The organism is Hymenobacter arcticus (genome assembly GCF_054779975.1).
This window is the reverse complement of record NZ_BAAGXF010000008.1, coordinates 205,240-228,264: the sequence shown is the minus strand read 5'-3', so window position 1 is coordinate 228,264 and position 23,025 is coordinate 205,240. Positions and strand designations below refer to the sequence as shown.

Below are 23,025 nucleotides of genomic sequence, written 5' to 3'. Positions count from 1 at the left end.
TTTAATAGAAGCGGGCGCGCCCGCTTTCCCAGAACTTAAGAATAATGAAACCAATCAGCAGGCCGCCGAGATGGGCAAAATGCGCCACGTTGTCGCCGGGCGTTCGATGCACGCCACTATACAACTCATACAACGCATAGAAAAAGACAAAGTATTTTGCCTTGATAGGAAACGGGAAAAACAGCAACATCAATTCCGTATTCGGGAACAAGTAGGCAAAGGCAAACAAAATACCAAACAGGGCGCCTGAAGCACCCACCATCGGCGAAGCCATAACTGTTTGATAAATTCGCTGAGTTTCAGTGATAACAGTATTCCGCAGCACAGTATTACTGGGGTCGCGGTCAAGGGAGCCAGCCAGTGCCATATCGTCGGCGGCGTAAAAGCTATTGCCCTCCGTTAGTCGGACGAGTTGGGCAAAATCGCCACTCGTTGGATTCCGAACAAGGTCACGCTGGAGCTCTATAATGGGCCGCAACTCATAGTAGCGGACACCTTCGTAGAGTACGCCGGCCCCAACTCCGCAAATCAGCCAAAATACCAGAAAGCGTTGCCCTCCCCAGCGCTGCTCCAACATCGGCCCAAAGGAAATAAGACCAAACATATTGCCGATGAGATGGCCCCAGCCGCCATGCAGAAACATATAAGTTACAAATTGCCAGGGCTGAAAGAAAGAGGAGCTTATCGGAAATAAGGCCCCAAACCGTGAAATCTGGGGCAGCACATTAATACTGAGAACGAGTAGCAACACATTCGCAATGAGCAAATTGCGAACGGTAGGCGTGAGATTGAACATAGAAGAAGCAACAAAAGAAGCGTGCCGCAAAGGTCAGCTACGCGCCGGCTTTACGGAAATAGGCAGCCAGCTGCTCGCCATCGAGCAGCACTACGGTGGGGCGGCCGTCGGGGGTATAGTTGGGCACCTGGCAGCCGAAAAGCTTGTCTACCAAGGCGTTCAGCTCTACGTCGGGCAGGCGGGGCAGGCTGGTAGCCTGGGCCACGCGCCGGGCCAGGGCGCGGGTCAGCGCCTCGCGCCGGTCAAGGCGCAAAGGGGCGGCCCCGCTCCGAAACTGCTCAATGAGGCCCTCTAGCAGCTCCTGCTCGCCTTGGGCGGGCAAATCGGCGGGCACGGCCTCAATGGCAATGGTGAGCGGCCCAAACTCGGCAAAGCGGAAGCCCAGCAGGTGCAGCGTGGGCGTGAGCTCGCCCAGCACAGCGTAGTCGGCGGGCGAAAACGTGAGCGGCCGTGGAAACAGAAGCGCCTGCGAATGCCCGCCGCCGCCCCGCTCCTGCCCCGCCGCATACTGTTCATACAGAATGCGCTCGCGGGCCGCCTCCTGGTCAATCAGCATCAGCCCCGACTTCACGGGCAGCAGCACGTAGCGGTTCAACACCTGCGTGGCGCGGGGCGCGCCCTGGTTGGTGGCCCGCGCCGCACTGCTGGCGCTGGGCGCGGCCGCGGCGGCCGCAGGGCGCGGGCCTTCGGGTGGCGCGGGGTGCGTGAAGGGCAGCTCGGGTAGGGGCGCGGTAGGCGGCTCTACCACAAAGGCGGGCGCAGTGGGTGCGGCCTCCTCGCCCGCCGGGCGCACGGGCTGGCCCAGTTCGCGGTAAAAGGCTTCGAGGTCGCGCTTAGCTTGCTCGGTGGGGCGCGCTGGCACCTGGCGGTCGCCGGCGGCTTTGCGGTCGCCCCGCGCGGCGGCCGATACCGAGTCGGCCAGCGCATCGGGGTTGAACTGCACGGCGCGGGTGGGCGCGGGCAGCGCCGCGCTCTCGCCAAAGGAATTTTTGCCCGCCGAGGTGCGCAGCGGCCGGATGGGCGCAAAGTTCACGTCGCCCTCAAAGTCGAGCGAGGGCGTGAGGCTGTGCAAACCCAGTGCCTGCCGCACGGCCGCCCGCACCACGGCGTACACCGTTTTCTCGTCCTCAAATTTTATCTCCGTCTTGGTGGGGTGCACGTTGATGTCGATGGCCTTGGGGTCGAGCTCCAAAAACAGCACGTAGAACGGGTGCGTGTCGCGGGCCAGCAGGCCCTCGTAGGCCGCCAGCACGGCGTGGTTGAGGTAGGCCGAGCGGATAAAGCGGTTGTTAACGAAGAAAAACTGGTCGCCCCGGCTCTTCTTCGCCGACTCGGGCTTGCCGATGTAGCCCTTCACCGTAATGAACGGCGTAACTTCTTCGCAACCAGCTAGTTGCTCTTTATAATTATTGCCCAGCAGCGCCACAATGCGCTGGCTCAGCTTGCCAGCGGGCAGGCCAAATACCTCCAGGTCATTTTGGTATAAGGAAAAGGCAATCTGCGGGTTAGCCAGCGCCACGTGCTGAAACTCGTCCAAGATGTGGCGCATCTCTACCGCGTTGCTTTTCAAGAAGTTGCGCCGGGCCGGCACGTTGAAAAACAGGTTTTTGACAGCGATACTCGTGCCATCAGGGCAAGCCGTGGGGGCCTGGCTCGTTACCTGCGAGCCCTCCACGAGCAGCAGCGAGCCGGTTTCCTGGCCCCGCTGCTTGGTGCGGATTTCGACCTGCGCCACGGCCGCGATGCTGGCCAGCGCCTCCCCCCGAAAGCCCAGCGTGCGAATGCGAAACAAGTCCTCCGTCGAGCGGATTTTGCTGGTGGCGTGGCGCTCCAGGCTCATGCGGGCGTCGGTGGGCGACATGCCGAGGCCATCGTCCACTACCTGCACCAGCTGCTTACCAGCTTCCTTTACAATGAGTTGCACGCTGGTGGCCCCGGCGTCCACGGCGTTTTCGAGCAGCTCTTTCACCACCGAGGCCGGGCGCTGCACCACCTCACCCGCCGCAATCTGGTTGGCGAGGTACTCGGGCAGAAGTTGGATGATGTCGGGCATAGGGAGCGGGGGCGCGCCGGGGGCGGCACCGTTTTTTGGCCTGGAGGCGGGCAATTAGTCAGCAGTACCAGCGTTTTGCGGCCGGGGCTACTGGCTTGGTGCCTACCTTTGCGGCCAATTTGGGCTAGCTGCCCGGCTTATTTTCGGCTGCCAAGCAAGGTTAGGTTCCTTAGGAACCGCCAAGGGCAGCCGGGGGTTCCGGCAGTGTTCACCGGCAAAAGTAGGCCGGCGGAACCGCCTTTTCTACCTCTTAAAACTTCCCGCCCTGGGCTGATGCGCGTCGATTTCCGGTTTCTGTTTCTGGGGTTGCTGCTGGGAGTTGCCGGGTTGCTACTGGGTTCTTCGGAACTCCGCCCGCCCCTGCCTGACCCGCTGCTTGCCAGCCCCGCCGAGCAGCGGTGGGTCGATAGCGTGTTCACTGCCCTCACCCCCGACCAGCGCCTGGGCCAGTTCTTTATGGTAGCGGCTTACTCCAACCGCGAGAAGGCTCACGCCGACCGCATCGAGCGGCTGGTGCGCAACCAGGGCATCGGGGGCGTGATGTTTTTGCAGGGTGGCCCCAAGCGCCAGGTGCTGATGACCAACCGGTTGCAGGCCGCCGCCAAGGTGCCGCTGCTCATCGCCACCGACGCTGAGTGGGGCCTCGACATGCGCCTCGACTCGACCTCGCACTTCGCCAAGGAAATGACGATGGGCGCCATGGACGACGACCGGCTGGTGTACCAGATGGGCCGCGACCTGGCCCGCAAGCTGCGGGCGCTGGGCGTGCACATCAACTTCGCGCCCGTGGTAGATGTAAACTCCAACCCCGGCAACCCGGTAATTGGCAACCGCTCATTTGGCGAAAACCAGGACCGCGTGGCGACGCTGGGCGTGCAGTACGTCAGGGGGTTACAGGACCAGCACGTGATTGCGGTAGCCAAGCACTTCCCCGGCCACGGTGATACCGACACCGACTCGCATGTGGCTCTGCCGGTGATTAATACCGACCTGGCGCGGCTCGAAAAAGTGGATTTAGTGCCTTTCCAAAAGGCGTTTGAGGCCGGGGCGCTGGGCGTGATGGTGGCTCACCTCTACATGCCGCTCTTCGACACCACCAATGCCAAAACCACGACCCTTTCGAAGGCCCTGGTAACGGGCCTGCTGCAAGAGCGCATGGGGTTTAAAGGCCTGATATTTACCGATGCGCTGAATATGCGCAGCGTGAGCAAGCTCTACAAAGATGGCGAGCTGGACGCCATGGCGCTGGCCGCTGGCAACGACGTGCTGCTGTTTTCGGAAGACGTGCCGGCTGCCCTCATTCGCATCAAGGAAGCTGTAAATGCGGGCCACCTCCAGCAAGCCGACCTGGATGCGCGGGTGAAGAAAATACTGCGCGCCAAGTACTGGGCGGGCCTCAGCCATTACCAGCCGGCCAACGCCCTCACCGTGCGCGACAGCCTCAACCTGCCCGCGTCACGGGTGCTGTCGCAAACCATTTTTGAGCACGCCGTCACGGTGGTGAAGAACGAGGACAAGCTCCTACCCTTCCAACGCCTTGATACCCTGCGCATTGCGGCCATCACCATCGGTACGCAGCCGGAGGGGCCCTACGCCACTATTTTCAATAAGTACCAGCCCGGCCCGGTGTACGCCGTGCCCGACCGCTACGCGCCCGACTCCACGTTTACGCGCATTCAATCGCGCCTGGGCGATGCCAACGTGGTAGTAGTGAGCCTGCACCAAATGAATAATACGCCTAGCCACAGCTACGGCCTGGGCGATGGGGCACTGAAGTTCATCAAGAGCCTGCAAGCCGACAAAAGCCGCAAAACGGTGGTGGTGGCGATGGGTAACGCCTACGGCCTCAAGTACTTGGAAAGCGCTCGCACGCTGGTCTGCGGTTACGAAGACCACTACGCGGCGCAAATTGTGGTGCCGCAAATCTTGTTTGGCGCGCTGCCGGCTAAGGGCAAGCTGCCCGTAACGGTGTCGGAAACCATGAAAATAGGCGCTGGCCTGGCCCTGCCCGAGTTGCACCGCCTGCGCTACGCCGCGCCCGAGCGCGAGGGCCTAGACTCAAAAATAATGAGCCAGATTGACCACATTGCCCTCGAAAGCATTGTGACGGCCGCTACCCCTGGCTGCCAAGTGCTCATCGCCAAAAACGGCACTGTGGTATTTGACCAGAGCTACGGCTACGGCACCTACGACCAGAGCCAGCCCATCACGAATAGCACGCTCTACGACTTGGCTTCGGTGACGAAAGTGGCCGGCACGTTGCAGGCCGTCATGTTTTTGAAGGACCAGGGCCGCCTCAACCTCGACGCGAAAGTGGCTTTCTACCTGCCCGAGATGGCGCGCACCAACAAGCGCGACATGACCGTGCGCGACGTGCTGCTGCACCAAGCGGGTCTCAAGCCCGGCATCCCCACCTGGGAGCGTACCGTGGCCGGTGGCAGTCTCAAGCCCGCCTACTATTCAAGCCAGCGCTCCGATGACTTTCCCAATGAGGTAGCGCCCGGCGAGTATTCCATCAAGGCCGCCGACGACTCGGTGTGGGCTTGGACGATGCGCTCGACGCTGCTGCCCAAAGTGCGCGGCAAATACCCGGTGGAATATTCCGACCTCAGCTTCATCATCATGAAGCGCCTGAGTGAGAAGATATTGGGCCAGCCGCTGGCCGAGTTTCTGCCCAAGGAATTTTACAAGCCGCTGGGGCTGGCCACCATGACGTACAACCCCCTCACGCGCTTCCCCAAGAGCTGCATTGCGCCTACTGAGAAGGATACGTACTACCGCCGCGAGCAGCTGCAAGGCACTGTGCACGACCAAACGGCCGCGCTCGTGGGTGGCGTAGGTGGCCACGCCGGCCTCTTCGCCACCGCCAACGACCTGGCCGTGCTCATGCAGATGAACCTGCAAAACGGCCGCTACGGCGGCAACACGTATTTCCAGAACTCGGTAGTGAGCGAGTTTTCGCGGCCGCAAGTAGCCGGCAACAAGCGCGGCCTGGGCTGGGACCGCGGCGACCCCAGCAAGCCCGAAGGCCCCACCAGCCGCCTGGCCCCGGCCAGCACCTTCGGCCACACCGGCTTCACGGGCACCTGCGTGTGGCTCGACCCGGACAACCAGATTCTCTACGTCTTCCTCTCCAACCGCGTGTACCCTGACGCGGGCAACATCAAGCTGCGGACGTATAACATTCGCACCCGAATACAAGAGGTGATTTACAAGGCGATGGCCCAGCACCGGCCTGGGCAAGTAAGTAGCTCAGTTGGTGGGCAGTAGCTGTTTGCGCTGGCTTAGCGCAAATAAAGGTTATTTTTTGCTTTTTGGGCTCCGGTGCCGCTCGTCCTTTACCACCACGGGCATTAGTTCAACTGTTACTTTGGACTCCCCTCCCATATCTACTTTGCCAGTTCGCATGGTGCAATAGCCAGCTGCTTCTACGGCAAGAAGTCGGGCGCTATGGCAGCCCACCCAGCCTAATCTAAAAAAGCCGCTATCGTCAGAGAGTACTTCCTGGGTTTTCAGCACTATGGTATAACAGTCGTAGTAGGCTACGTGAATAGCTGCCTTACTAATTGGCCGCTTTGTTTCGCTATTGATAATCCTGCCTTCCACCCAGGTAGCAATGGTGTCGAAATAAGCAGTAGTCACTGCGGTAATCTTACCACAAGCGGTAGAATCCGTGCTAGGCACGAACAACTGGGCTTGCACCGCTGGCACGGCACTCAATATTATTAAGGCCGCGAACACTGGTTTATTCATTCTATTGGCGGTAAGGTAGCCGCCGCAACTTACTCCTTAATCCGCGGACGTCTATACGTTGAAGCTATTTGGAAAGTCGGAAAACGCCTAGTAGGGAACCTTACTTATCCATCATTCTGACTACTCCATAAGCATCTTTGCTACAATAGGTTACTTAAGCTTAGCCACCGGCGTGGTGCTCGTCATTACGCCCTCGGGCACAGTTTGCGCAGCCGTTACGTAGTCGAACCGGGAGGGCTTATCGACTTCGCTGCGGCCGGACGCCAGCAGGATTTGGCCGTGGCGGGCGTACTCATTCCAGCGGCGGCGGAAGGCGGGCTGCGGGTCGGCCGCCTTGGGGAAGTAGGCCCACTCATCTACCAGGCCGGTGGCGCGGTTTACCAGCACTTCGTAGCGGTTGTCAGGCGTTACGCCCACTTTGGCAAACGTCATTTGCAGGCGGTCGGCGGGCGCACCGTCCATCGTTTTGCCTTCGCCCAAGTACTTGAGCGTCACGCCGGGGTCTTCCATCTTGAAGGGCATCACCAGCCAGTAGGAATTATTAATCCAGAGGGGCGTCAGCTTTTCGAGCACCTGCTGGCCGGCCGGCGTGGCCGACACGTCCTGGCCGCGGCTATACACGTGGCCCTGCTTGGAGTTGAGGTTATAGTTGGCCACCAGCGTGTCCTTTTCCCAGTGAAAATCGCCGGTCTTTTTGTCCCAAATCTGGTATTGGCCGCCAAAAAAGTCCCAGGCCAGGTAGCGGGTGGCATCCCAGCCCTCCCGGCCCCCCATTTCCTTCAATACTCGGTCGGCAATGGCCACCGCTTTGGGGTCCGAAGCCTTATCAGGGCCCTTTTCGGCGCACCCCAGCAACAAGCCGCTGGCGGCAGTGGCGAAAATAAATCCGGCTAAGCGAGAGGCGAGGCACATGGGAGCAAGAAAAATACGCCGACAACGCGATTTGCCGAAACAACTACGCTACCAGCCAGTGAATGAGGGGGTTGGTAAATGTAACCTATTTTTCGCTTGCCGGTAGCGCAATAGCCCAAACCTGCTAGTTCGCGTCTTAATCCGCCTTAGTAGCGCGGGGCCGCGCACCACCAGGGCGTTACTGTGGAGCTACCCACGCGTTGTCGGCCGGGTAGCTGTCGGGGGTGTAGGTGCTACCCAGCTTCACCTGGCGGATGGCGCGGCGGCCGGCCACGGGCACCGTCACGCTCTGGGCGTTGTCCTTCCACACGGCGATGGTGCGGTGAATTTTCTCCTCGCTGCCGTTGTCAAACGTCACCGTCAGGTCTACGGGCATGGGCTTGCTGCCTTTGGCCGTGACCACGATGGCGGCTGGGCCATCGGCGGGGCGCGTTACGCTCGTGATGGCCAGGTCGGGGTAGCCGCCCTCAAAAAACCAGCGCTGCCAGAACCAATCCAGGTTTTGGCCCGCCCCGGCGTTCATCGAGTAGAAGAAGTCGTAGGGCATGGGGTGCTTGCCGTGCCAGGTGTCGATGTAAGTATGCAAGGCCTTGGTAAACAGCTCATCACCCAGCAAATCCTTCACGTAGAGGTAGCCCAGGCCGGGCTTGGGATACGAGTTGAGGAAGAACGGCGCGCCGGTTTGCTGCGTGGTGAGCGTCACGATGGGCAGGTCGTCCTCGGTGTCGGCGGCGCGGGCGTAGGGCACCATGCCGTAGTCATCGACCAGGCCAGGCTGGATGAGGGGCGAGATAATCCACTCGCCGATGGTAGCCCAGCCCTCGTCCATCCAGCCGTATTTCGTTTCGTTGATGCCCATGTAAAACGGGAACATCGTGTGAAAAATCTCGTGGTCGGTGAGCGTGATGCCCTCCTCGCGGGTGTGGGTGGGGTTGTCGTTCACCATCATGGGGTACTCCATCTGGTCGAGGCCGTCGAACACCGTTTCGTGGCTGTACGGGTAAGGCCACTTGGGAAAGGTGTAGCTCATGGCCTCCACCGTTTTACGGCCAAACTGCGCAACTTCCTCAAAATCATCGTGTTTGGCGTTATACACGGCATCCACGCGGGTGCGGCGCTTAGTAGCGCGGTCTACCACCAGGCTGGTGGCCTCCCACACGTAGTGGTCGGTGGTGGCGAAAGCAAAATCGGTGACGTCGCGGGCGTCGAAGTGCCAGGTATTGTAGGCGTTGGGCGCGGTAGCGTCGTGCAGGCGTGCTTCGGTGCTATCAATAATACTCGTAATACCGTCCTTTTTCTCGGCCGTGCGCAGGCGGGTTAAGTACTTTTTGGTAAGCACTTTATCGGCATTCGTCAAGTCACCAGTGGCCCAGACCAGGAAATTGCGCGGCACCGTGATATCGGCCGCGAAGTGGCAGAAGTCGTTGTAAAACTCGGGGCCGCCGGTGTAAGCTATTCGATTCCAGCCATCTATGTCGTCGTACACGGCAATGCGCGGGAAGAAGTACGCCACAAACGCCGCGCCCGGCGCCACCTCGCCCGTGCGCTGGTGCGAGCCTTTGTTGAGGACGTAGGAGTACGTTACGTCCACCTGCGCCGCCTGGCGCGCCCCAATAGCCCGGCGCAGCGGCACCACCATATTAGTGTTGTCGATTTGCAGCTGAACGGGGTCAATTACCTGGCCATTAATACTTAGACGCTCAATATTCACGCCATCGCTGAGGTCTTCGGGGGCAAACTTGCCTGAGCGGGGTGCCCCCTTCTGGTACAGATTAGGGTAGAGCTTAAACCAGAGCTGGCGCAGTGAATCGGGGCTGTTATTTTGATAGGCGATGTGAACCGTGCCAGCCAGCAGCCGCGTGGCCGGGTCAAAGTTGACCTTGATGGTGTAGTCAGCGGTGTTTTGCCAGTACTTGGGGCCTGGCTGACCGGTGGGCGAGCGGGTGCCCCGGTCGTAGGTGGCGCGCAGGTTGCGCGGCATCGGCAGGGCCGTTTGGGCCTGGCTGGCCGAGTACGTGAGGGCCAGCAGCAACAGCAGTGGCAAGCGAGAAAGAAGGGGCAGCTTTTTCAAAAAGAAAGCTAACATGTAGCGTTGGTGAAGCCGAGAGGCAGTTTTTGGCGAAAATCGGCCGGCTAATCTATAAACGCGAAAAGCCGGCTCGCCGCTGCAAGCCGGCCCGTAAAAATAGGCAGGTAAGTAGCGCGAAGCTCCGGCTTCGTGCGCGAGCACAGCGAGCAGGCGGGGCCGGACGACCCCCAGGCGCGGGATACTCGCTGCGCTCGCGCACGAAGCCGGAGCTTCGCGCTACTACTCTAGCGCTCTAGCTTGAAGCCGGGCTCGCGGGCGGGCGGCGCGGTGCGGTTGGCCACGGCCCAGCCGGTGAGGTACATCCACTGCGTCATGTGCAGCAGCTTGTTGTAGTCGATGCGCTGGGGCTCATCGCGGGGCGTGTGGTAGTCGACGTGCAGCAGCGAGGTGTACATAATGGCCGGGATGCCCAGGCGCGCATACGGCAGGTGGTCGGAGCGGAAATACCAGCCCTCAGGGTGGGTAGGCTTGTCCCACTCGGTATCAAGCTTGAACTTAGGGCCGGCCTGGTTGGCCGCCAGGGCAGTTTTCACCAGGTCCGACGAGTTCAGGTGGGGTGGGGTCGAGCCCAGTAGGGCGGCCGAGTCGGGGGCGTTGCGGCCCATCATCTCAGCGTTGAGCACGGCCACAATGCTGGATTGCGGCACCGTAGGGTGGGCCGAGAAATAGGTGGAGCCAATCAGCCCGCGCTCCTCCGAGCCCTGGTACACGAATAGCGCCGAGCGGCGGGCCGGCTTTTGCTTAAATGCCCGCATGATGGCCAGCAGCGCGGCGCAGCCGGTGGCGTTGTCGTCAGCTCCGTTGTAGATGGAGTCGCCCGCGATGGGGGCGCGCACGCCGTCGTGGTCCTGGTGGGTGCTGAAGAGGACGTATTCCTTTTTCAGCTGCGCGTCGGTGCCGGGCATCTTCGCCACGATGTTCACGGACGGGTACTGGAAGCTCTCCACTTTCAGCTCGGCGGTGAGCTGCTGGCCGGCCGCCTGCTGCACCCAGCTAGCCGCGCTGGCGGGTAGCCAGATGACGGGCGGCGTGCTCACGACCTTGGTGCTGGCTGCGCCGGGCAGGCTATAGCGCCCGCGCTCATAAATGTGGCTCCAGTGGTCGTAGAGTGCCTGCGAGGGCGCATCCGACACGAAAACTACCGCCACCGCGCCAGCCTTGGTGAGCTCGCCGGCCTGCCCGGCAAACTTGCCAAACACGTAGCGCCGGTAGCTGATGCCGTCGGTGGGCGCGCCGGCAATCTGCACGGCCACGGCCTTGCCTTTCACGTCCACTTTGGCCAACTCGGCGGCCGAACCGGTGCCCACGTACACCAGCGGCGCGTTTATGCTGGCGTTGGTAGGGGCCGTTACCGCGCCGTCTTCATTCAGCTTAATTTCGTGCGTGCCAATGCGCAGCGTGCTCGCCTTGGTGAGGCGGGTGCGCTGCAAGTGGAACCACTGAAAGTACGTACCATCGTCGCCGGCCGGCAGCATACCGGTGGCCCGAATTTGGTCGGCGAGCCACACCGAGGCCTTTAGCTCGTCGAGCGTGCCACCCTCGCGGCCCCGGTAGTGGTCGCCGGCCAGCGCAAACAAGTCGCGCTTGATGTCGACTTCCTTGATGGCGCTTTCGGCGTTGGTGGTAGCGGCGGCAGACGCAGCTTTTTTCTGGGCCTGGCCAGCCAGCGGCAATGCTAAGCTGAGGGCAGCTAAGAGGTAGGTTTTGTGTTTCATAAGCGCAAAGTTTCGCAAGGTTAATTTTTGGAGGGCAAGATAGGCGCAACATTCCCAGGTAATCGGTTGACTCACGGGTGGCACCTTGCGAAACCTCTTTTAACCTTGCGCAACCTCGCGCTATTTCTGGCGGGCGGCCCAGGCATCCATCCGGCGCTCCAGCACGGCCAGGGGCATGGCCCCGTCCAGCAGCAGCTCGTCGTGGAAAGCCTTGAGCGAGAACTTTTTGCCCAGCTGCTTTTCGTAGCGCGTGCGCAACTCCCTGATTTTGAGCTGCCCCGTTTTGTAGGCCAGCGCCTGGCCGGGCCAAGCCATGTAGCGCTCAATTTCGGCGGTGGCCCCTTGTTCGGTAGTCGCCTCGTTATCAAGCATGTACTGGATAGCCTGCTCGCGGGTGAGGCCCTTGGCGTGCATGCCCACATCCACCACCAGCCGGATGGCACGGTGCATTTCGGCGCTCAGCGCACCCAGGTATTGGTAGGGGTCGGTGTACATGCCTAGTTCCTTACCCAAGCTCTCAGTATACAGTGCCCAGCCTTCGCTGAAGGCCGAGTAAAAGGCAAAGCGCTGGAATTTAGGTAGCTCCGTGTTTTCCTGCTGCAACGACACCTGGAAATGGTGGCCCGGAATGGCTTCGTGCAAAAACAGCGACTCCATACCCGGCGTCTTAAACTTGGTCGCGTCGAGAATGGGCACGTAGAAAATACCCGGCCGCGAGCCGTCGGCCGCGCCGCGGTTGTACTGCGCGCTGGCCGTGGCGGCCCGGAAGGCCTCCGTCTGCCGAATCTCAAACGCCGTTTTAGGCAGGCGCCCAAACAGGCGCGGCAGCCCCGGCGCCACCCGCCCCTGAATGGCGCGGAAGCCGTTGAGCACGTCCGCGGGCGTCTTGTAAGGCCGGAATTTGGGGTCGGCACTCAGCGAAGCCAGGAGATCGGGCAGGGTGCCAGAGTAGCCGAGCTGCTGGCGCACCTGCTCCATTTCGGCCTTGATGCGGGCTACTTCTGATTGGCCAGTTTGGTAGATTTCGTCGGGCGTGCGGGTGGTGGTGGTCCAGTAACCCACGGCGTAGGTGTACATGTCAGCCCCGCCCGGCACGGCCGCAATACCGGTGCTGGTACGGGCAGCGGGCAGGTATTCGCTCTTCAGAAAAGCCGCCAGTTTTTGGTACGTGGGCACCAGCTGCGTGCGGATAGCTTGCGCATACGCGGCCGTGAGGCGCTGCTTATCGGCCGCCGAAAACGTAGCTGGCAACTGCTTGACGGGGCCGTAGAATACGCTTTGCTCGGGCTCCGCCACGGCCAGCGCTTCGAGTTGCGGTATCATCTTTTGCACCAATACTTTAGGCAATACCACGCCCGTGCGCATACCGTGCCGGAAGTCGGCGATAGCCGTATCACCCCACACTGGGAATTGCCGCACGCGGCTCAGCCAGTTATCGTAGTCCTGCGCCGTCTTAAAGGGCTGCGCGCCGGTGCCCGCCCCCAGCTGCGCCAACTCGATGGGCAGGCCGCTAAACTGCGTAAACGGCATCGTCCAGGTCGGTTGCTTGAGCCCCGCCAGCCGGGTCGTCATCTCGTACTGAAACACGTCGTAGCTGGTTTGGTCGGCCGCGCCCAGCCGGCGGCGGTCAATGCGGGTCAGCTGGCCCTGGTAGCGAGCATACAGACTGCGCTGCAACTCCCGAAAATCCCGCGTGCCCGAGTTGGGCAGCTGGTCGTTGTAGCGGTTATCGCCCTGGGCGGTGGCTTGCAGCGGGTAGAGGCGCGCCTGCTCCTCCCAGTAGTTGGTAAACAGCGCGGCCAGCGGGGCCGACATAGCCACGGCCTTGGGCGCGTTGGCCCGCGTGGGCTGAGCCAGCGCGGGGGCGGCCAGGCCGGCCACCAGGCAACCCGCCAGTAAAAGTTGCTTCATTAGGAAATCGCTAAAAAGACGTTAGCCCAAAGCTACGCGGCGGCCCGGGGTGGCGGTATCGGCGCTTTTGGGTTCGCGCCCGTAAAGCCTTGGCCGGGGCCGCCGGGTAGCGGCCAACATCCGCCGCGCATTCTGGTTAGCCCCTCGCCTACTATCCTTTCTACATGAACATCGGCATTGTTTGTTACCCCACCTTTGGCGGCTCCGGCGTGGTGGCCACCGAGCTGGGCAAAGCCCTGGCCCAGCGCGGCCACAAGGTGCATTTTATCACATACAGCCAGCCGGTGCGGCTCGATTTTTTCAACGAGAACGTCTTCTACCACGAGGTGTACGTGCCCACCTACCCGCTCTTCCAGTTTCCGCCCTACGAGTCGGCGCTGGCCAGCAAGATGGTGGATATCGTGCAGAACGAAAAGCTTGACGTACTGCACGTTCACTACGCCATTCCGCACGCGTCAGCCGCGTACCTGGCCAAGCAGATTCTGCGCTCGCGGGGCATCACGGTGCCCGTGGTAACTACGCTGCATGGCACCGACATTACCCTGGTGGGCAAGGATGCCAGCTACGAGCCGGTGGTTACGTTCAGCATCAACGAGAGCGACGGCGTCACGGCCGTTTCGGCCGACTTACGCCGCGAAACCTACGAGTATTTCCCCGTTGAGCACAAGATTGAGGTTATCCCCAACTTCATTGACCTGCACCGCTTTCGCAAGCAGGAGAAAAGCCATTTCCGCACTGCCATCGCGCCTGAGGGCGAAAAGCTGCTCATTCATACCAGCAATTTTCGCTCGGTAAAACGGGTCGAAGACGTGCTGCGCATCTTCTGCGGCGTGCGCCAAGTCATCCCGGCCAAGCTGCTGCTGGTGGGCGACGGCCCCGACCGCTCGCGCATGGAAAAGCTGGCCCGCGACCTCGATTGCCAGCGCGACATCCGCTTCCTGGGCAAGCTCGAAGCCGTGGAGGAAGTCCTCAGCGTGGGCGACTTGTTCTTGATGCCCTCTGAGAATGAGAGCTTTGGCCTCGCCGCCCTTGAAGCTATGGCCTGCGAAGTGCCCGTAGTGAGCACCAACGCCGGCGGCATTCCCGAGCTCAACGTGCACAACGTAACCGGCATGCTCAGCAACATCGGCGACGTGGACGACATGATTAAAAATGCCCTCTACGTGCTCGACGACGAGAACCTACCGCGCTTCAAAGCCGCCGCCCACGCCCGCGCCGAAGAGTTTGCGGTGGGCAACATCGTGCCGCTGTATGAGCAGTGCTACGAGCGCGCCGTGCAGCTGGCCGCCGCGCACGCCCGGTAGCATACTAAAAGAACGTCATGCTGAACGCAGTGAAGCATCTCTACCGCCTCGTTGGATAGAAGCGATAGAGATGCTTCACTGCGTTCAGCATGACGTTCTTTTAGTACTTTATTTATTGACTTACAGCAAGATATCACCTATCTCCTGCCAACTGCACACCCGCCGATAACGCGTTTCGTGCGCGTTGTGCGGCGCATCAAATAACAGCCCTTCGCCTCGAAAGCCGTCGAAATTATAAGCGTTATCGTCAATCAGGTAATCGGCGTTCAGGATGCTCTTATCACCACAAAACACGTAGTTGCGCCACGAAATAAACGGGAAGTGCTGCTCCAGCCACCGATATTTATCAAGAAAGGAATTGGGAAATTCCATCGCCGCAGTAGCTATAAAAATCTCGTAGCGCTCGCTCAATTCCCGCAGTACCCGCTGGCTATCCGCAATAACGGGTAGGTCGCGAAAAAAGCCCTCCGCATTGGGGTAGGCGCGCAGGGCCGGCTGGTGCTCGGGGGCTACCACGTCGTACGGGCTTTTGCCACGTAGTGCTTCCCGCGTCAATTCCAGTTGAAAATCGCGGCCGTACCACTCCTGAAACCGGGCAATGGAATCGGCCATGACCTCATCCATGTCCACGGCAATTACTTTTTTAGCTGTCATAAGCAGGAACAACCAGCCAGTGCGATGAGCGGTTCGGGGCTGAAACCTAAAAAAGCTGCGCCGCCTCGCGCTTTACCACGGTCAGGGCCTGGGCCGTGGGGTCGGCTGCATCGGTCATCAGGCCCTCCAAAATGCGCTTGGCCAGCTCGGTGCCGCGCAGCTGCGTAGGGTTGCTGAGGCCGTGGAAGGCACGGTTTATCATCGTGAGCACGTCTTCTTTGGCTTGCTTTACCTGGCCCCAGGCCTCGGGCGTGAGGTAGAGCTGCTGCGAATAATTGTGCTCAAACTCGCTACGGATTTCCTGCTGCAACAGGCGGTGGTAGTCGGCCGCGTTTTGGCCGGCGCTGCTCAGGCGCACCAAAATATTGTTGGGCGAAATGCGCTCCAGCAGCAGCGTCACGCGCTCGTAGGCTTGCAGGCGTATGGGCAGCGTGGTTTTGCTGCTGTCGAGCCGCAGCTCGATGAGGCGGCGCTGCTGCTCCTTCTCCAGGTACTGGCGAAACAAGAAGAAGATGGACCCCGCTACAATGAGCGCGGGCAAAATAGTTTTGAGCAGGTCGAAGAGATAAGTGGTCGTGTCCATAAATTGCGTACTAGCTTTATTTGGCGTGAAGCTACGGTGGCCCCGGATTTTATGGCTAAAAAAGGCCCTCGCCCGCCCCGCTCACCCACTCACCTGAACCGCCGCCCGCCTGCCCCTGTTTACAAGCATCGGCCACCCGCTGGCCGCCGTATATTTGTCTTATCTACATTCATTCTAAACTCGAACCTATTATGGCTACCACCACGCAAGCTCCCCCTATCGGCCTCACTTCCCGCGCGTTAGTGGAGGTTAAGAATATCATTCAGGAGAAAAATGTCCCCGCCGACTATGGCTTGCGCATTGGGGTGCAAGGCGGTGGCTGCTCGGGCATGAGCTACCTGCTGGGCTTTGACAAAGCCAAAGACCAGGATGAGATTTACGACCTTGACGGCGTGCAGCTCATTATGGATAAAAAGCACGCCATGTACGTGCTGGGCATGGAAGTTGACTTCCAGGACGGCCTCAATGCCCGCGGCTTCACCTTCAACAACCCCCAGGCCAAGAGCACCTGCGGCTGTGGCTCGTCATTCTCGGCCTAGGCAGTAGCTTAACTAGTTAATTATCTTATTACCAATACCTTGCATGGACATTAAATATTTATCCGATGCCAAAGGCAACGTGACCGGGGTATTTATTGCCATCGAGGAATGGGAGCGCCTGCAAAAGCAGTACAAAATAGGTGAAGAGTTACCGGCCGATTCCGGCAAGCAACTGCGGCAGGAGCTAACCGGTGCCCTCCAGCGCCTCAAAAAAGACGATTCGGAAGACTAACGCTTCCCTAAAGTGCATTAAAAAAGCCCGGCTAGCCGGGCTTTTTTAATGCACTCTTTTGTGCGGTGGCGCGCCTTAGCCCAAGGGCGAAATCTTGAAGCCGGCTTCCTCCACAGCTGTCACTACTTGGCCGATAGAAACCCGGCCTGAGGTAATGGTGAGGATTTTATCAGTATCGTCCGTATCGACTTGCCAGTTGCCAGCCCCCACTTCCTGGTTGAGAGTCGGCGTTACGGCGCGCACGCAGTTGCTGCAATTGATGGTGGTTTTGAAACGCAGAGGAGACATAAGGGTAAATTGACTGAGCAGTGGAAAGTAGGCCGGCCGCAACCGGGAGAAGCTGACCTATGCTACTACAAAATTCGGGCGGATTTGCTTCCCTTTTGCCACAACATTTGGCTGAGCCAGTGCTGAATTAGGCCACCCTATACCCAGCTTAATAGGTTTTGGTCATATCGTCGGGCACCACGATGAGGTAGTCGGCCAGGTCCACGTTCTCCTTGTCAGTAGTTTGCAACTGACTTTGAGTCACTACGCTCAGCGTTTTAACGCGCAGCTTGGGCGCATCCTGACGCAGGTAAGCCACAATGCCGTCGTGGTGGTCGGAGTGATAGGAGCCGTTGAAGTGCAGCAGCGTTTGGCCGGGGCGCAGGCCAGTGCGAATGGCGTAGGCCATGGTGGCATCCTTGAGCGCCTGGGCCTGAATGACGTTGCGCGCCCCGCCGCCGTGAGCCCCGCCGCCGCCAAACATGGCGGCCATATTTTTGTAGCCCGGCAGCTCGTAATCAACTTTGAGCGGCAGCGGCATCAGGTAAGCTTTTTCGGCGGCGGGCAGTTGGTCGAGGGCCGTGAGCGAGCCGCGCGCTACTTGCTGGGCGTAGCGGCGCGGCGCATTGGTAGCGAATACCACCAGGTGCTGGTCGCGGGCCAGTTGCAGCAGCGGGCGGTAGTCGGTGGCGTAGTTGGGCCAGGGTCGGCTCTGGCGCTCAAAGGCCGAGTCGGGCAGCGTGCCGGCGGCGTACTGCGCCACCAGCGGTTGCACGTCGCGCTCAAACATTTCCAGGCCCAGTACCAGTTGGCCGGGGCCTTTTAGCTTGTTTAAGTCCTTGGCTACCTGCATTTCCAGCCAGTGCGCCATGGGGTCGTTGTGCTGCTCGCCAAAGAATACCACGTCGGCCTGGGCTAGCTGGGTCAGCATTTGGTCGTAGTCGGCGGGCTGGCCCTGGGCCGTGAATAAGCGGTAGGCGGGCCGGTCGCCGGCCGGCGCGAAGGCCAGCAGCAAGGGCAGGCAGAGGAGGGAGAAGAAACGGGTAAACATGGGGCTAACAAAAATCGCCTGTCATTGCGAGCCCGCGAAGCAATCGCACCCGAACGACAACACTCCCACGACAACGGCGCGGACGATTATGTTCTGGTGCGATTGCTTCGCGGGCTCGCAATGACAGGCGATTACTCAATAAGAAGCTTATCCCTTATAAAACATCCATTTCGACAACTCTTTGTATGTCACCTTCTTGCCGTACATCAAAATACCTACGCGGTAGATGCGGGCTGCTACCCAGGTAGTACCCACGAAGCCGGCAATGAGCAGCGCGCCCGACAGCAGCAGTTGCCAGGTGGGCACGCCAAAGGGCAGGCGCATCACCATGGCAATGGGCGAGGTCAGCGGAATCATGGAGAGCCAAAAGGCCAGCGGGCCGTTGGGGTCGCCATTGATGATGACGTTGATGCTCACGATGTAGCTCAGGATGAGCGGGATAGTCACCGGAAACATGAACTGCTGCGCATCGGTCTGGTCATCCACGGCCGAGCCGATGGCTGCAAACAGGGCCGAATACAGCAGGTAGCCGCCCAGGAAAAAGAACAGGAAGCCGCCAATGATGCTGCCGATGGGCAGGCCATCGAGAACGCTCCAAATGTTGACCGGCTGGCCGGGGCGCGGGGCTACCATTTCACCGGCCGCCGGGGCCGGGGCAGTAGCCGAAACGGCCGACTTATCAACAGTATTCTGCTTGTTATCAACATTTTGAGTGGTAGTTGACGTTGCGGCGGCCACGGGTTTGTCGGCTTTCAGCAGCAGCGGCATCACCACCGTGGTAATGCCCCACGACAGCACCAGCCACAAGGCAAACTGCGTGAGCACGACGCCGGCGATGCCCAAAATCTTGCCCATCATGAGCTGAAAGGGCTTGACCGACGAAATCATGACTTCCATGATGCGGTTCGATTTTTCCTCACTCACGCCGCGCATCACCTGCACGCCGTAAATAAAAATGAACATATACACCAGAATGGACAGCACGTAGGCCATCGCTGTGGTGGTGCCCACGTCGTTACGCCGGCCGCCCTGCTGGGTGAGGTCGATGGTGGCCAAGTCGACGCGGGCCTGCATCTTGTCGATGGCGGCCTGGGTGAGGCCCGAGCGCGCCATTTTCAACTCGCCCAGGGCTTTATTTACGGCCTTGCGAATGGTTTCGCGGCGCTTGAGGGGCAGGCTGCCATCGGCCAGCACTTGCACGCCTCCGGTGCTATCGAGGGTGAAGCTGGCCGGAAAATCGAGGAGCGCAGCAGGCTTGGGCTTCGCTTTTTGGAAGGCTTGCTGCGCGGCGGCCAGCGAGCCGGGCGCGGCGGGCACAAACTTGATGTCCTCCGTATCGGCCAGGTGCTCGGCCAGGCGGAGGCCACTTTCGTCGTGCACAACCACTATGTCGGGCTGCGAACCGCTGTTGAGCTTAGCAATGGCGATGCTGGCGCCGGCCAGCAGCAGCGGGGCCAGCAGCGAAATTACCAGGAAGCTTTTTTTGCGCACCCGAGTCAGGTATTCGCGCTGAATGATAAGCCAGATTTTATCCATAAGTACAAGTAGCGCAATGGCTTAGCTAACAGTTGATTCCAGGAGGGTTTCGGGCATGGTTTCGCGCACGCGCCGAATAAAAATCTCGTTGATGCTGGGTATTTGCTCCCGAAAGGCGTGCACCTGCACCTGCCCGATGAGGAAGCGCAGCAGGTCGTTGGGCGTAGTGCCGGCGTGCAGCTGAATGCGGGCGTAGAAGTGGTCGTTTTCGCGCGCCTTCTGCTCTACTACCTCAAAATCGGGGTGCATCACCAGCAGTTTACCCTGGCCCTCCACTTCGTAGGTACTGGTTTTGAACTGGTTTTTAATCTGCGACACCGGCCCGTCGAGCACCTTGCGGGCGCGGTTGATAAGCGCAATATTGTCGCACAGTTCCTCCACCGATTCCATGCGATGGGTCGAGAAAATGATGGTGGCCCCATCTTGCCGCAGCTGCAAGATTTCGTCCTTTATCAGGTTGGCATTGATGGGGTCGAAGCCCGAGAAGGGCTCGTCGAGAATAATGAGCCTGGGCTGGTGCAGCACGGTGGCAATGAATTGCACTTTCTGCTGCATGCCCTTGCTCAGGTCCTCCACGTTTTTCTGGGCCCAGGGCTTTAGCTCCAGCCGGTCAAGCCATTGCTTGATGCGCTGCGTGGCTTCGGCGCGGGGTAGCCCGCGCAGCTGGGCCAGATAAAGCAGCTGCTCGCCCACCTTCATTTTTTTGTAGAGGCCGCGCTCCTCCGGCAGGTAACCAATCTGGCCGATGTGACTGGGGTTCAGGCGCTCACCGCGGAATAAAATCTCGCCCGAGTCGGCCCCCGTTATCTGGGTGATGATGCGGATAAGCGAGGTTTTGCCCGCGCCGTTGGGGCCCAGTAGGCCAAAAATACTTTGCTCGGGCACGGCCAGGCTCACGCCGTCGAGGGCGGTGTGGGCGGCGTACTGCTTACGCACGTCGCGGGCTTCCAGAATGGGCCGGGAGGCAGGGTTTTGCATAGAAAGAAGGCGTAGTGTAGGGTGTAAATGTAGCCGCCGGTAAGGAGTGGCCCGCCGCGCAGTTTCCCAAGCGGTAACTGTGGGGCCTCAAGCGGTATTAATCAAGGCTGAATGGCGCGGTACTGCACAGCTTAGTGCGGCGCATCGGGCGGCGACGTTTCATTTAGTTCGTGCAGTTGGCCTTCGAGCCGGTCGAGGTGCTGGCCATACAGCCGCTGTAAGTACCAATTAGTAGCCCGCGAGGCCGGCCAGTAGAGCACGGCCATTTCCACTACCAGGCCGCCTAGTATCAGCGCCAGTTTGGCCGGGGTAATCTCTCCCAGCATCTTCAACATAGCGAAGGCTCCCATCATAAGTGCCGTTACCGGAATCATGGCCAGCGTGAAGCGGTAATAAAACCGAATAAGGGCCCGCAAGCCGCCCGTAATGCGCAGCAGGTGCGTTCGCAGGTTGCCCGCCGGGTCGTCCATGTTGCGCAATAAGTCGAGCTTACGATTCAGGTAATAGATGCACACCACCGCTACCAGCGCCAGCAGCCCGCCAAATAGCCGCAACCACAGCGCCGGAGCCAGCGCACACATCCCCAGCGAGACAACTACCAAGGCGTAGTTGACACCCATTTCCAGGCGGGCATTGCGGCGCAGCTGCTCCACAATGCTGCCCGATTGCCGGGCCACCAGCTGGCTTAGCTCAGCCGCACTGAGCGGCACCGGGGCCTTGTCCGGCGCGGGCTGCTGCCACTGCCGCCGCAAATCATCAAGTTCCATAACGCATTATCTTACAAGTAGTTAATTGTGAATCAGCTGCCGGCGCAGCTTATCCTGTACCCGGTGCATTTTTACGCGCACATTATTTTGGGTAATCCCCAGGATATCAGCCATTTCGTCATAGGGTCGGTCTTCCAGGTACAGCAGCACGAAGGCCTTATCCACGTCCGAAAGTCGGTCGATGGCGCGGTAGAGGGCGGCCGTCTCCTCGGGCTCGTAGGCCTCGGTGGGCTGGGCCAGAAACCGGGCAGCCTCGTCTTCCAGCCCTACGGATGCCGGCCGCCGCGTGCGCTGGCGCAGGTTGCTAATGGCTACGTTCAGGGCGATGCGATAGAGCCAGGTGCTGAGCTTGGCGTCGGGCTGGGGCACGTAGCGCGGCCAGGCCCGCCACAGTTGCAGCACTATTTCCTGAAAGAGGTCCTGCCGGTCGTCGGCGTCCTGGCAGTAGAGCCGGCACACCCGCCGCACCAACGGCTGGTAGTCATGCAAGGCAGCCAAAAAATCGGCAGACGGGACAGTACTCATTGCAGGGTAGAGGTTTCAACTAACTAATCGCCGAAGGTCGCCCCGCATTACAACCCGCCCAACTTTTTCACCACAGAAGACGCAAAGGGTTTCGCAGAAGCACAAAAAAGCCCCACCTGACCAATAGCCAAGTGGGGCATTCAAGTTGCAACCGCGCCGCCAGAATCTGCGAAATCTGCGCAATCCGTCTAAATCTGCGATTATTGGAAGTACTCCTTTACCTTCTCAAAAAAACCCTTCTCGTTCTTGCCGGGGTGCGGCGTAAAGTTGTCCGAGTCGCGCAGCTTCTCCAGCAGCTCGCGCTCCTGGTTGCTCACGTTTTTGGGCGTCCATACGTTGAGGTGAATCAGCTGGTCACCGCGGCCGTAACCGTTTAGGTCCTTGATACCCTTACCGCGCAGGCGCAAAATCTTGCCCGGCTGCGTGCCGGGGTCTACCTTGATTTTCACCTTGCCCTCGATAGTAGGCACCTCCAGGCTGGCGCCCAGGGCAGCATCCACAAACGAGATGTACTGCTCAAACATGATGTTGTTGCCATCGCGCTTGAGGAACTCGTGCGGCTCCTCCTCAATCTGAATGAGCAGGTCGCCGGGCACGCCGCCGCGCTCGGGAAAGTTGCCTTTCCCGCTCATGCTCAGCTGCATATCATTGGCCACGCCGGCCGGAATGTTAATCGGAATCACTTCCTCATTCAGCTGGCGGCCGTCACCCTTACACACGTCGCATGTAGCCGAAATGGTTTTGCCCTCGCCGTGACAAGTGGGGCAGGTGCTGGCGCTCACCATCTGACCGAGCATCGTGTTTACCACGCGCTTGGTTTGGCCGCTGCCCTGGCAAGTAGCGCAGGTTTTAAGCTCGGTGCCGTTCTTAGCCCCGGTGCCGCTACACGGGGGGCAAGCCACGTAGCGCTTCACCTTGATTTTTTTCTCAACGCCGTTGGCAATCTCCTCCAAGTCAAGCTTGAGTTTGATGCGCAGGTTGGAGCCCTTTTTTACGCGGCGGCCCTGGCCGCGCCCGCCGCCGAAGAAGCCATCGAAGCCACCACCCCCACCGCCGAATATGTCGCCGAACTGCGAGAAGATGTCCTCCATGTTCTGCGCGTGGCCCGCTCCGCCGCCCTGCTGGTGGCCAAACCGGTCGTAGCGCGCCCGCTTATCCGCGTCGCTGAGGACTTCGTAAGCCTCGGCGGCTTCCTTAAATTTGTCCTCCGCCGTGGGGTCGTCGGGGTTTTTATCAGGGTGGTATTTAATGGCCATCTTGCGGTAGGCTGACTTAATGACGTCGCCCTCCGCGTTTTTGGCTATTCCTAATACTTCGTAATAATCGCGCTTCACAGTTGCCATTTTTGCAGAATTTTATT

At 60.0% G+C, this 23,025-nt stretch carries 20 protein-coding genes; 4 read left to right on the top strand and 16 right to left on the bottom strand.

Going from position 1 to position 23,025, the window contains the following annotated elements:
- Window position 1: 1 nt before the first annotated feature.
- Window positions 2–796 carry a rhomboid family intramembrane serine protease gene (locus ACYVGC_RS15270; RefSeq protein ID WP_460584705.1) on the bottom strand — a complete coding sequence of 265 codons (795 nt, stop codon included), beginning with the start codon at window positions 794–796 and terminating at the stop codon, window positions 2–4.
- A gap of 37 nt (window positions 797–833) precedes the next feature.
- Window positions 834–2,849 carry a DNA mismatch repair endonuclease MutL gene (mutL, locus tag ACYVGC_RS15265; protein ID WP_460584704.1) on the bottom strand — a complete coding sequence of 672 codons (2,016 nt, stop codon included), beginning with the start codon at window positions 2,847–2,849 and terminating at the stop codon, window positions 834–836.
- 273 nt (window positions 2,850–3,122) lie between these two features.
- Between mutL and ACYVGC_RS15260 the strand changes: the two genes are divergently transcribed.
- Window positions 3,123–6,119: a glycoside hydrolase family 3 N-terminal domain-containing protein gene (locus ACYVGC_RS15260; RefSeq protein ID WP_460584703.1), complete on the top strand. Its 2,997-nt coding sequence runs from the start codon at window positions 3,123–3,125 to the stop codon at window positions 6,117–6,119.
- 30 nt (window positions 6,120–6,149) lie between these two features.
- Here ACYVGC_RS15260 and ACYVGC_RS15255 read toward each other — a convergent pair whose 3' ends face one another.
- From ACYVGC_RS15255 to ACYVGC_RS15235, 5 genes are all read right to left on the bottom strand, one after another.
- Entirely contained in the window at window positions 6,150–6,602 is a 453-nt protein-coding gene (locus ACYVGC_RS15255; RefSeq protein ID WP_460584702.1) for a hypothetical protein, read from the bottom strand.
- Between the two features lie 150 nt (window positions 6,603–6,752).
- Window positions 6,753–7,514 (bottom strand): hypothetical protein, encoded by a 762-nt coding sequence (locus tag ACYVGC_RS15250; protein ID WP_460584701.1) that lies wholly within the window; start codon window positions 7,512–7,514, stop codon window positions 6,753–6,755.
- A 178-nt stretch (window positions 7,515–7,692) separates the two neighbouring features.
- Window positions 7,693–9,585 (bottom strand): M1 family metallopeptidase, encoded by a 1,893-nt coding sequence (locus ACYVGC_RS15245; protein WP_460584700.1) that lies wholly within the window; start codon window positions 9,583–9,585, stop codon window positions 7,693–7,695.
- A 242-nt stretch (window positions 9,586–9,827) separates the two neighbouring features.
- Window positions 9,828–11,318 (bottom strand): M28 family peptidase, encoded by a 1,491-nt coding sequence (locus ACYVGC_RS15240; protein WP_460584699.1) that lies wholly within the window; start codon window positions 11,316–11,318, stop codon window positions 9,828–9,830.
- Window positions 11,319–11,438: 120 nt separating this feature from the next.
- Window positions 11,439–13,229 (bottom strand): DUF885 domain-containing protein, encoded by a 1,791-nt coding sequence (locus ACYVGC_RS15235; protein ID WP_460584698.1) that lies wholly within the window; start codon window positions 13,227–13,229, stop codon window positions 11,439–11,441.
- Window positions 13,230–13,393: 164 nt separating this feature from the next.
- Between ACYVGC_RS15235 and bshA the strand changes: the two genes are divergently transcribed.
- The gene (bshA, locus tag ACYVGC_RS15230; RefSeq protein WP_460584697.1) at window positions 13,394–14,533 is read left to right on the top strand and encodes an N-acetyl-alpha-D-glucosaminyl L-malate synthase BshA; all 1,140 of its coding nucleotides are present in this window, start codon (window positions 13,394–13,396) and stop codon (window positions 14,531–14,533) included.
- Between the two features lie 120 nt (window positions 14,534–14,653).
- Here bshA and ACYVGC_RS15225 read toward each other — a convergent pair whose 3' ends face one another.
- A complete protein-coding gene (locus ACYVGC_RS15225; protein WP_460584696.1) occupies window positions 14,654–15,187 on the bottom strand; it encodes a 5' nucleotidase, NT5C type in 534 nt (177 codons plus the stop codon).
- 46 nt (window positions 15,188–15,233) lie between these two features.
- Window positions 15,234–15,770: a DUF7935 family protein gene (locus ACYVGC_RS15220; protein WP_460584695.1), complete on the bottom strand. Its 537-nt coding sequence runs from the start codon at window positions 15,768–15,770 to the stop codon at window positions 15,234–15,236.
- A 191-nt stretch (window positions 15,771–15,961) separates the two neighbouring features.
- Between ACYVGC_RS15220 and ACYVGC_RS15215 the strand changes: the two genes are divergently transcribed.
- Together ACYVGC_RS15215 and ACYVGC_RS15210 are read left to right on the top strand one after the other, a co-directional pair.
- A complete protein-coding gene (locus ACYVGC_RS15215; protein WP_460584694.1) occupies window positions 15,962–16,309 on the top strand; it encodes a HesB/IscA family protein in 348 nt (115 codons plus the stop codon).
- A 43-nt stretch (window positions 16,310–16,352) separates the two neighbouring features.
- Window positions 16,353–16,541, top strand: coding sequence for a hypothetical protein (locus tag ACYVGC_RS15210; protein ID WP_460584693.1), 189 nt, complete (start codon window positions 16,353–16,355; stop codon window positions 16,539–16,541).
- Between the two features lie 75 nt (window positions 16,542–16,616).
- On the opposite strand, the gene ACYVGC_RS15205 is transcribed toward ACYVGC_RS15210, so the two are convergent.
- The 7 genes from ACYVGC_RS15205 to dnaJ all read right to left on the bottom strand — a co-directional run bounded on the left by ACYVGC_RS15205 (window position 16,617) and on the right by dnaJ (window position 23,008).
- On the bottom strand, window positions 16,617–16,829 hold the full coding sequence (locus ACYVGC_RS15205; RefSeq protein WP_460584692.1) for a heavy-metal-associated domain-containing protein: 213 nt from the start codon (window positions 16,827–16,829) through the stop codon (window positions 16,617–16,619).
- A gap of 148 nt (window positions 16,830–16,977) precedes the next feature.
- Entirely contained in the window at window positions 16,978–17,859 is an 882-nt protein-coding gene (locus tag ACYVGC_RS15200) for a ChaN family lipoprotein (RefSeq protein WP_460584691.1), read from the bottom strand.
- Window positions 17,860–18,006: 147 nt separating this feature from the next.
- On the bottom strand, window positions 18,007–19,395 hold the full coding sequence (locus ACYVGC_RS15195; RefSeq protein ID WP_460584690.1) for an ABC transporter permease: 1,389 nt from the start codon (window positions 19,393–19,395) through the stop codon (window positions 18,007–18,009).
- Window positions 19,396–19,416: 21 nt separating this feature from the next.
- The gene (locus ACYVGC_RS15190; protein ID WP_460584689.1) at window positions 19,417–20,373 is read right to left on the bottom strand and encodes an ABC transporter ATP-binding protein; all 957 of its coding nucleotides are present in this window, start codon (window positions 20,371–20,373) and stop codon (window positions 19,417–19,419) included.
- 131 nt (window positions 20,374–20,504) lie between these two features.
- Complete coding sequence (locus ACYVGC_RS15185; RefSeq protein WP_460584688.1) at window positions 20,505–21,140, bottom strand: hypothetical protein; 636 nt, start codon at window positions 21,138–21,140, stop codon at window positions 20,505–20,507.
- Between the two features lie 21 nt (window positions 21,141–21,161).
- Complete coding sequence (locus ACYVGC_RS15180) at window positions 21,162–21,638, bottom strand: RNA polymerase sigma factor (RefSeq protein ID WP_460584687.1); 477 nt, start codon at window positions 21,636–21,638, stop codon at window positions 21,162–21,164.
- A gap of 227 nt (window positions 21,639–21,865) precedes the next feature.
- Window positions 21,866–23,008, bottom strand: coding sequence for a molecular chaperone DnaJ (gene dnaJ / locus ACYVGC_RS15175; RefSeq protein ID WP_460584686.1), 1,143 nt, complete (start codon window positions 23,006–23,008; stop codon window positions 21,866–21,868).
- Between the last annotated feature and the right edge of the window lie 17 nt (window positions 23,009–23,025).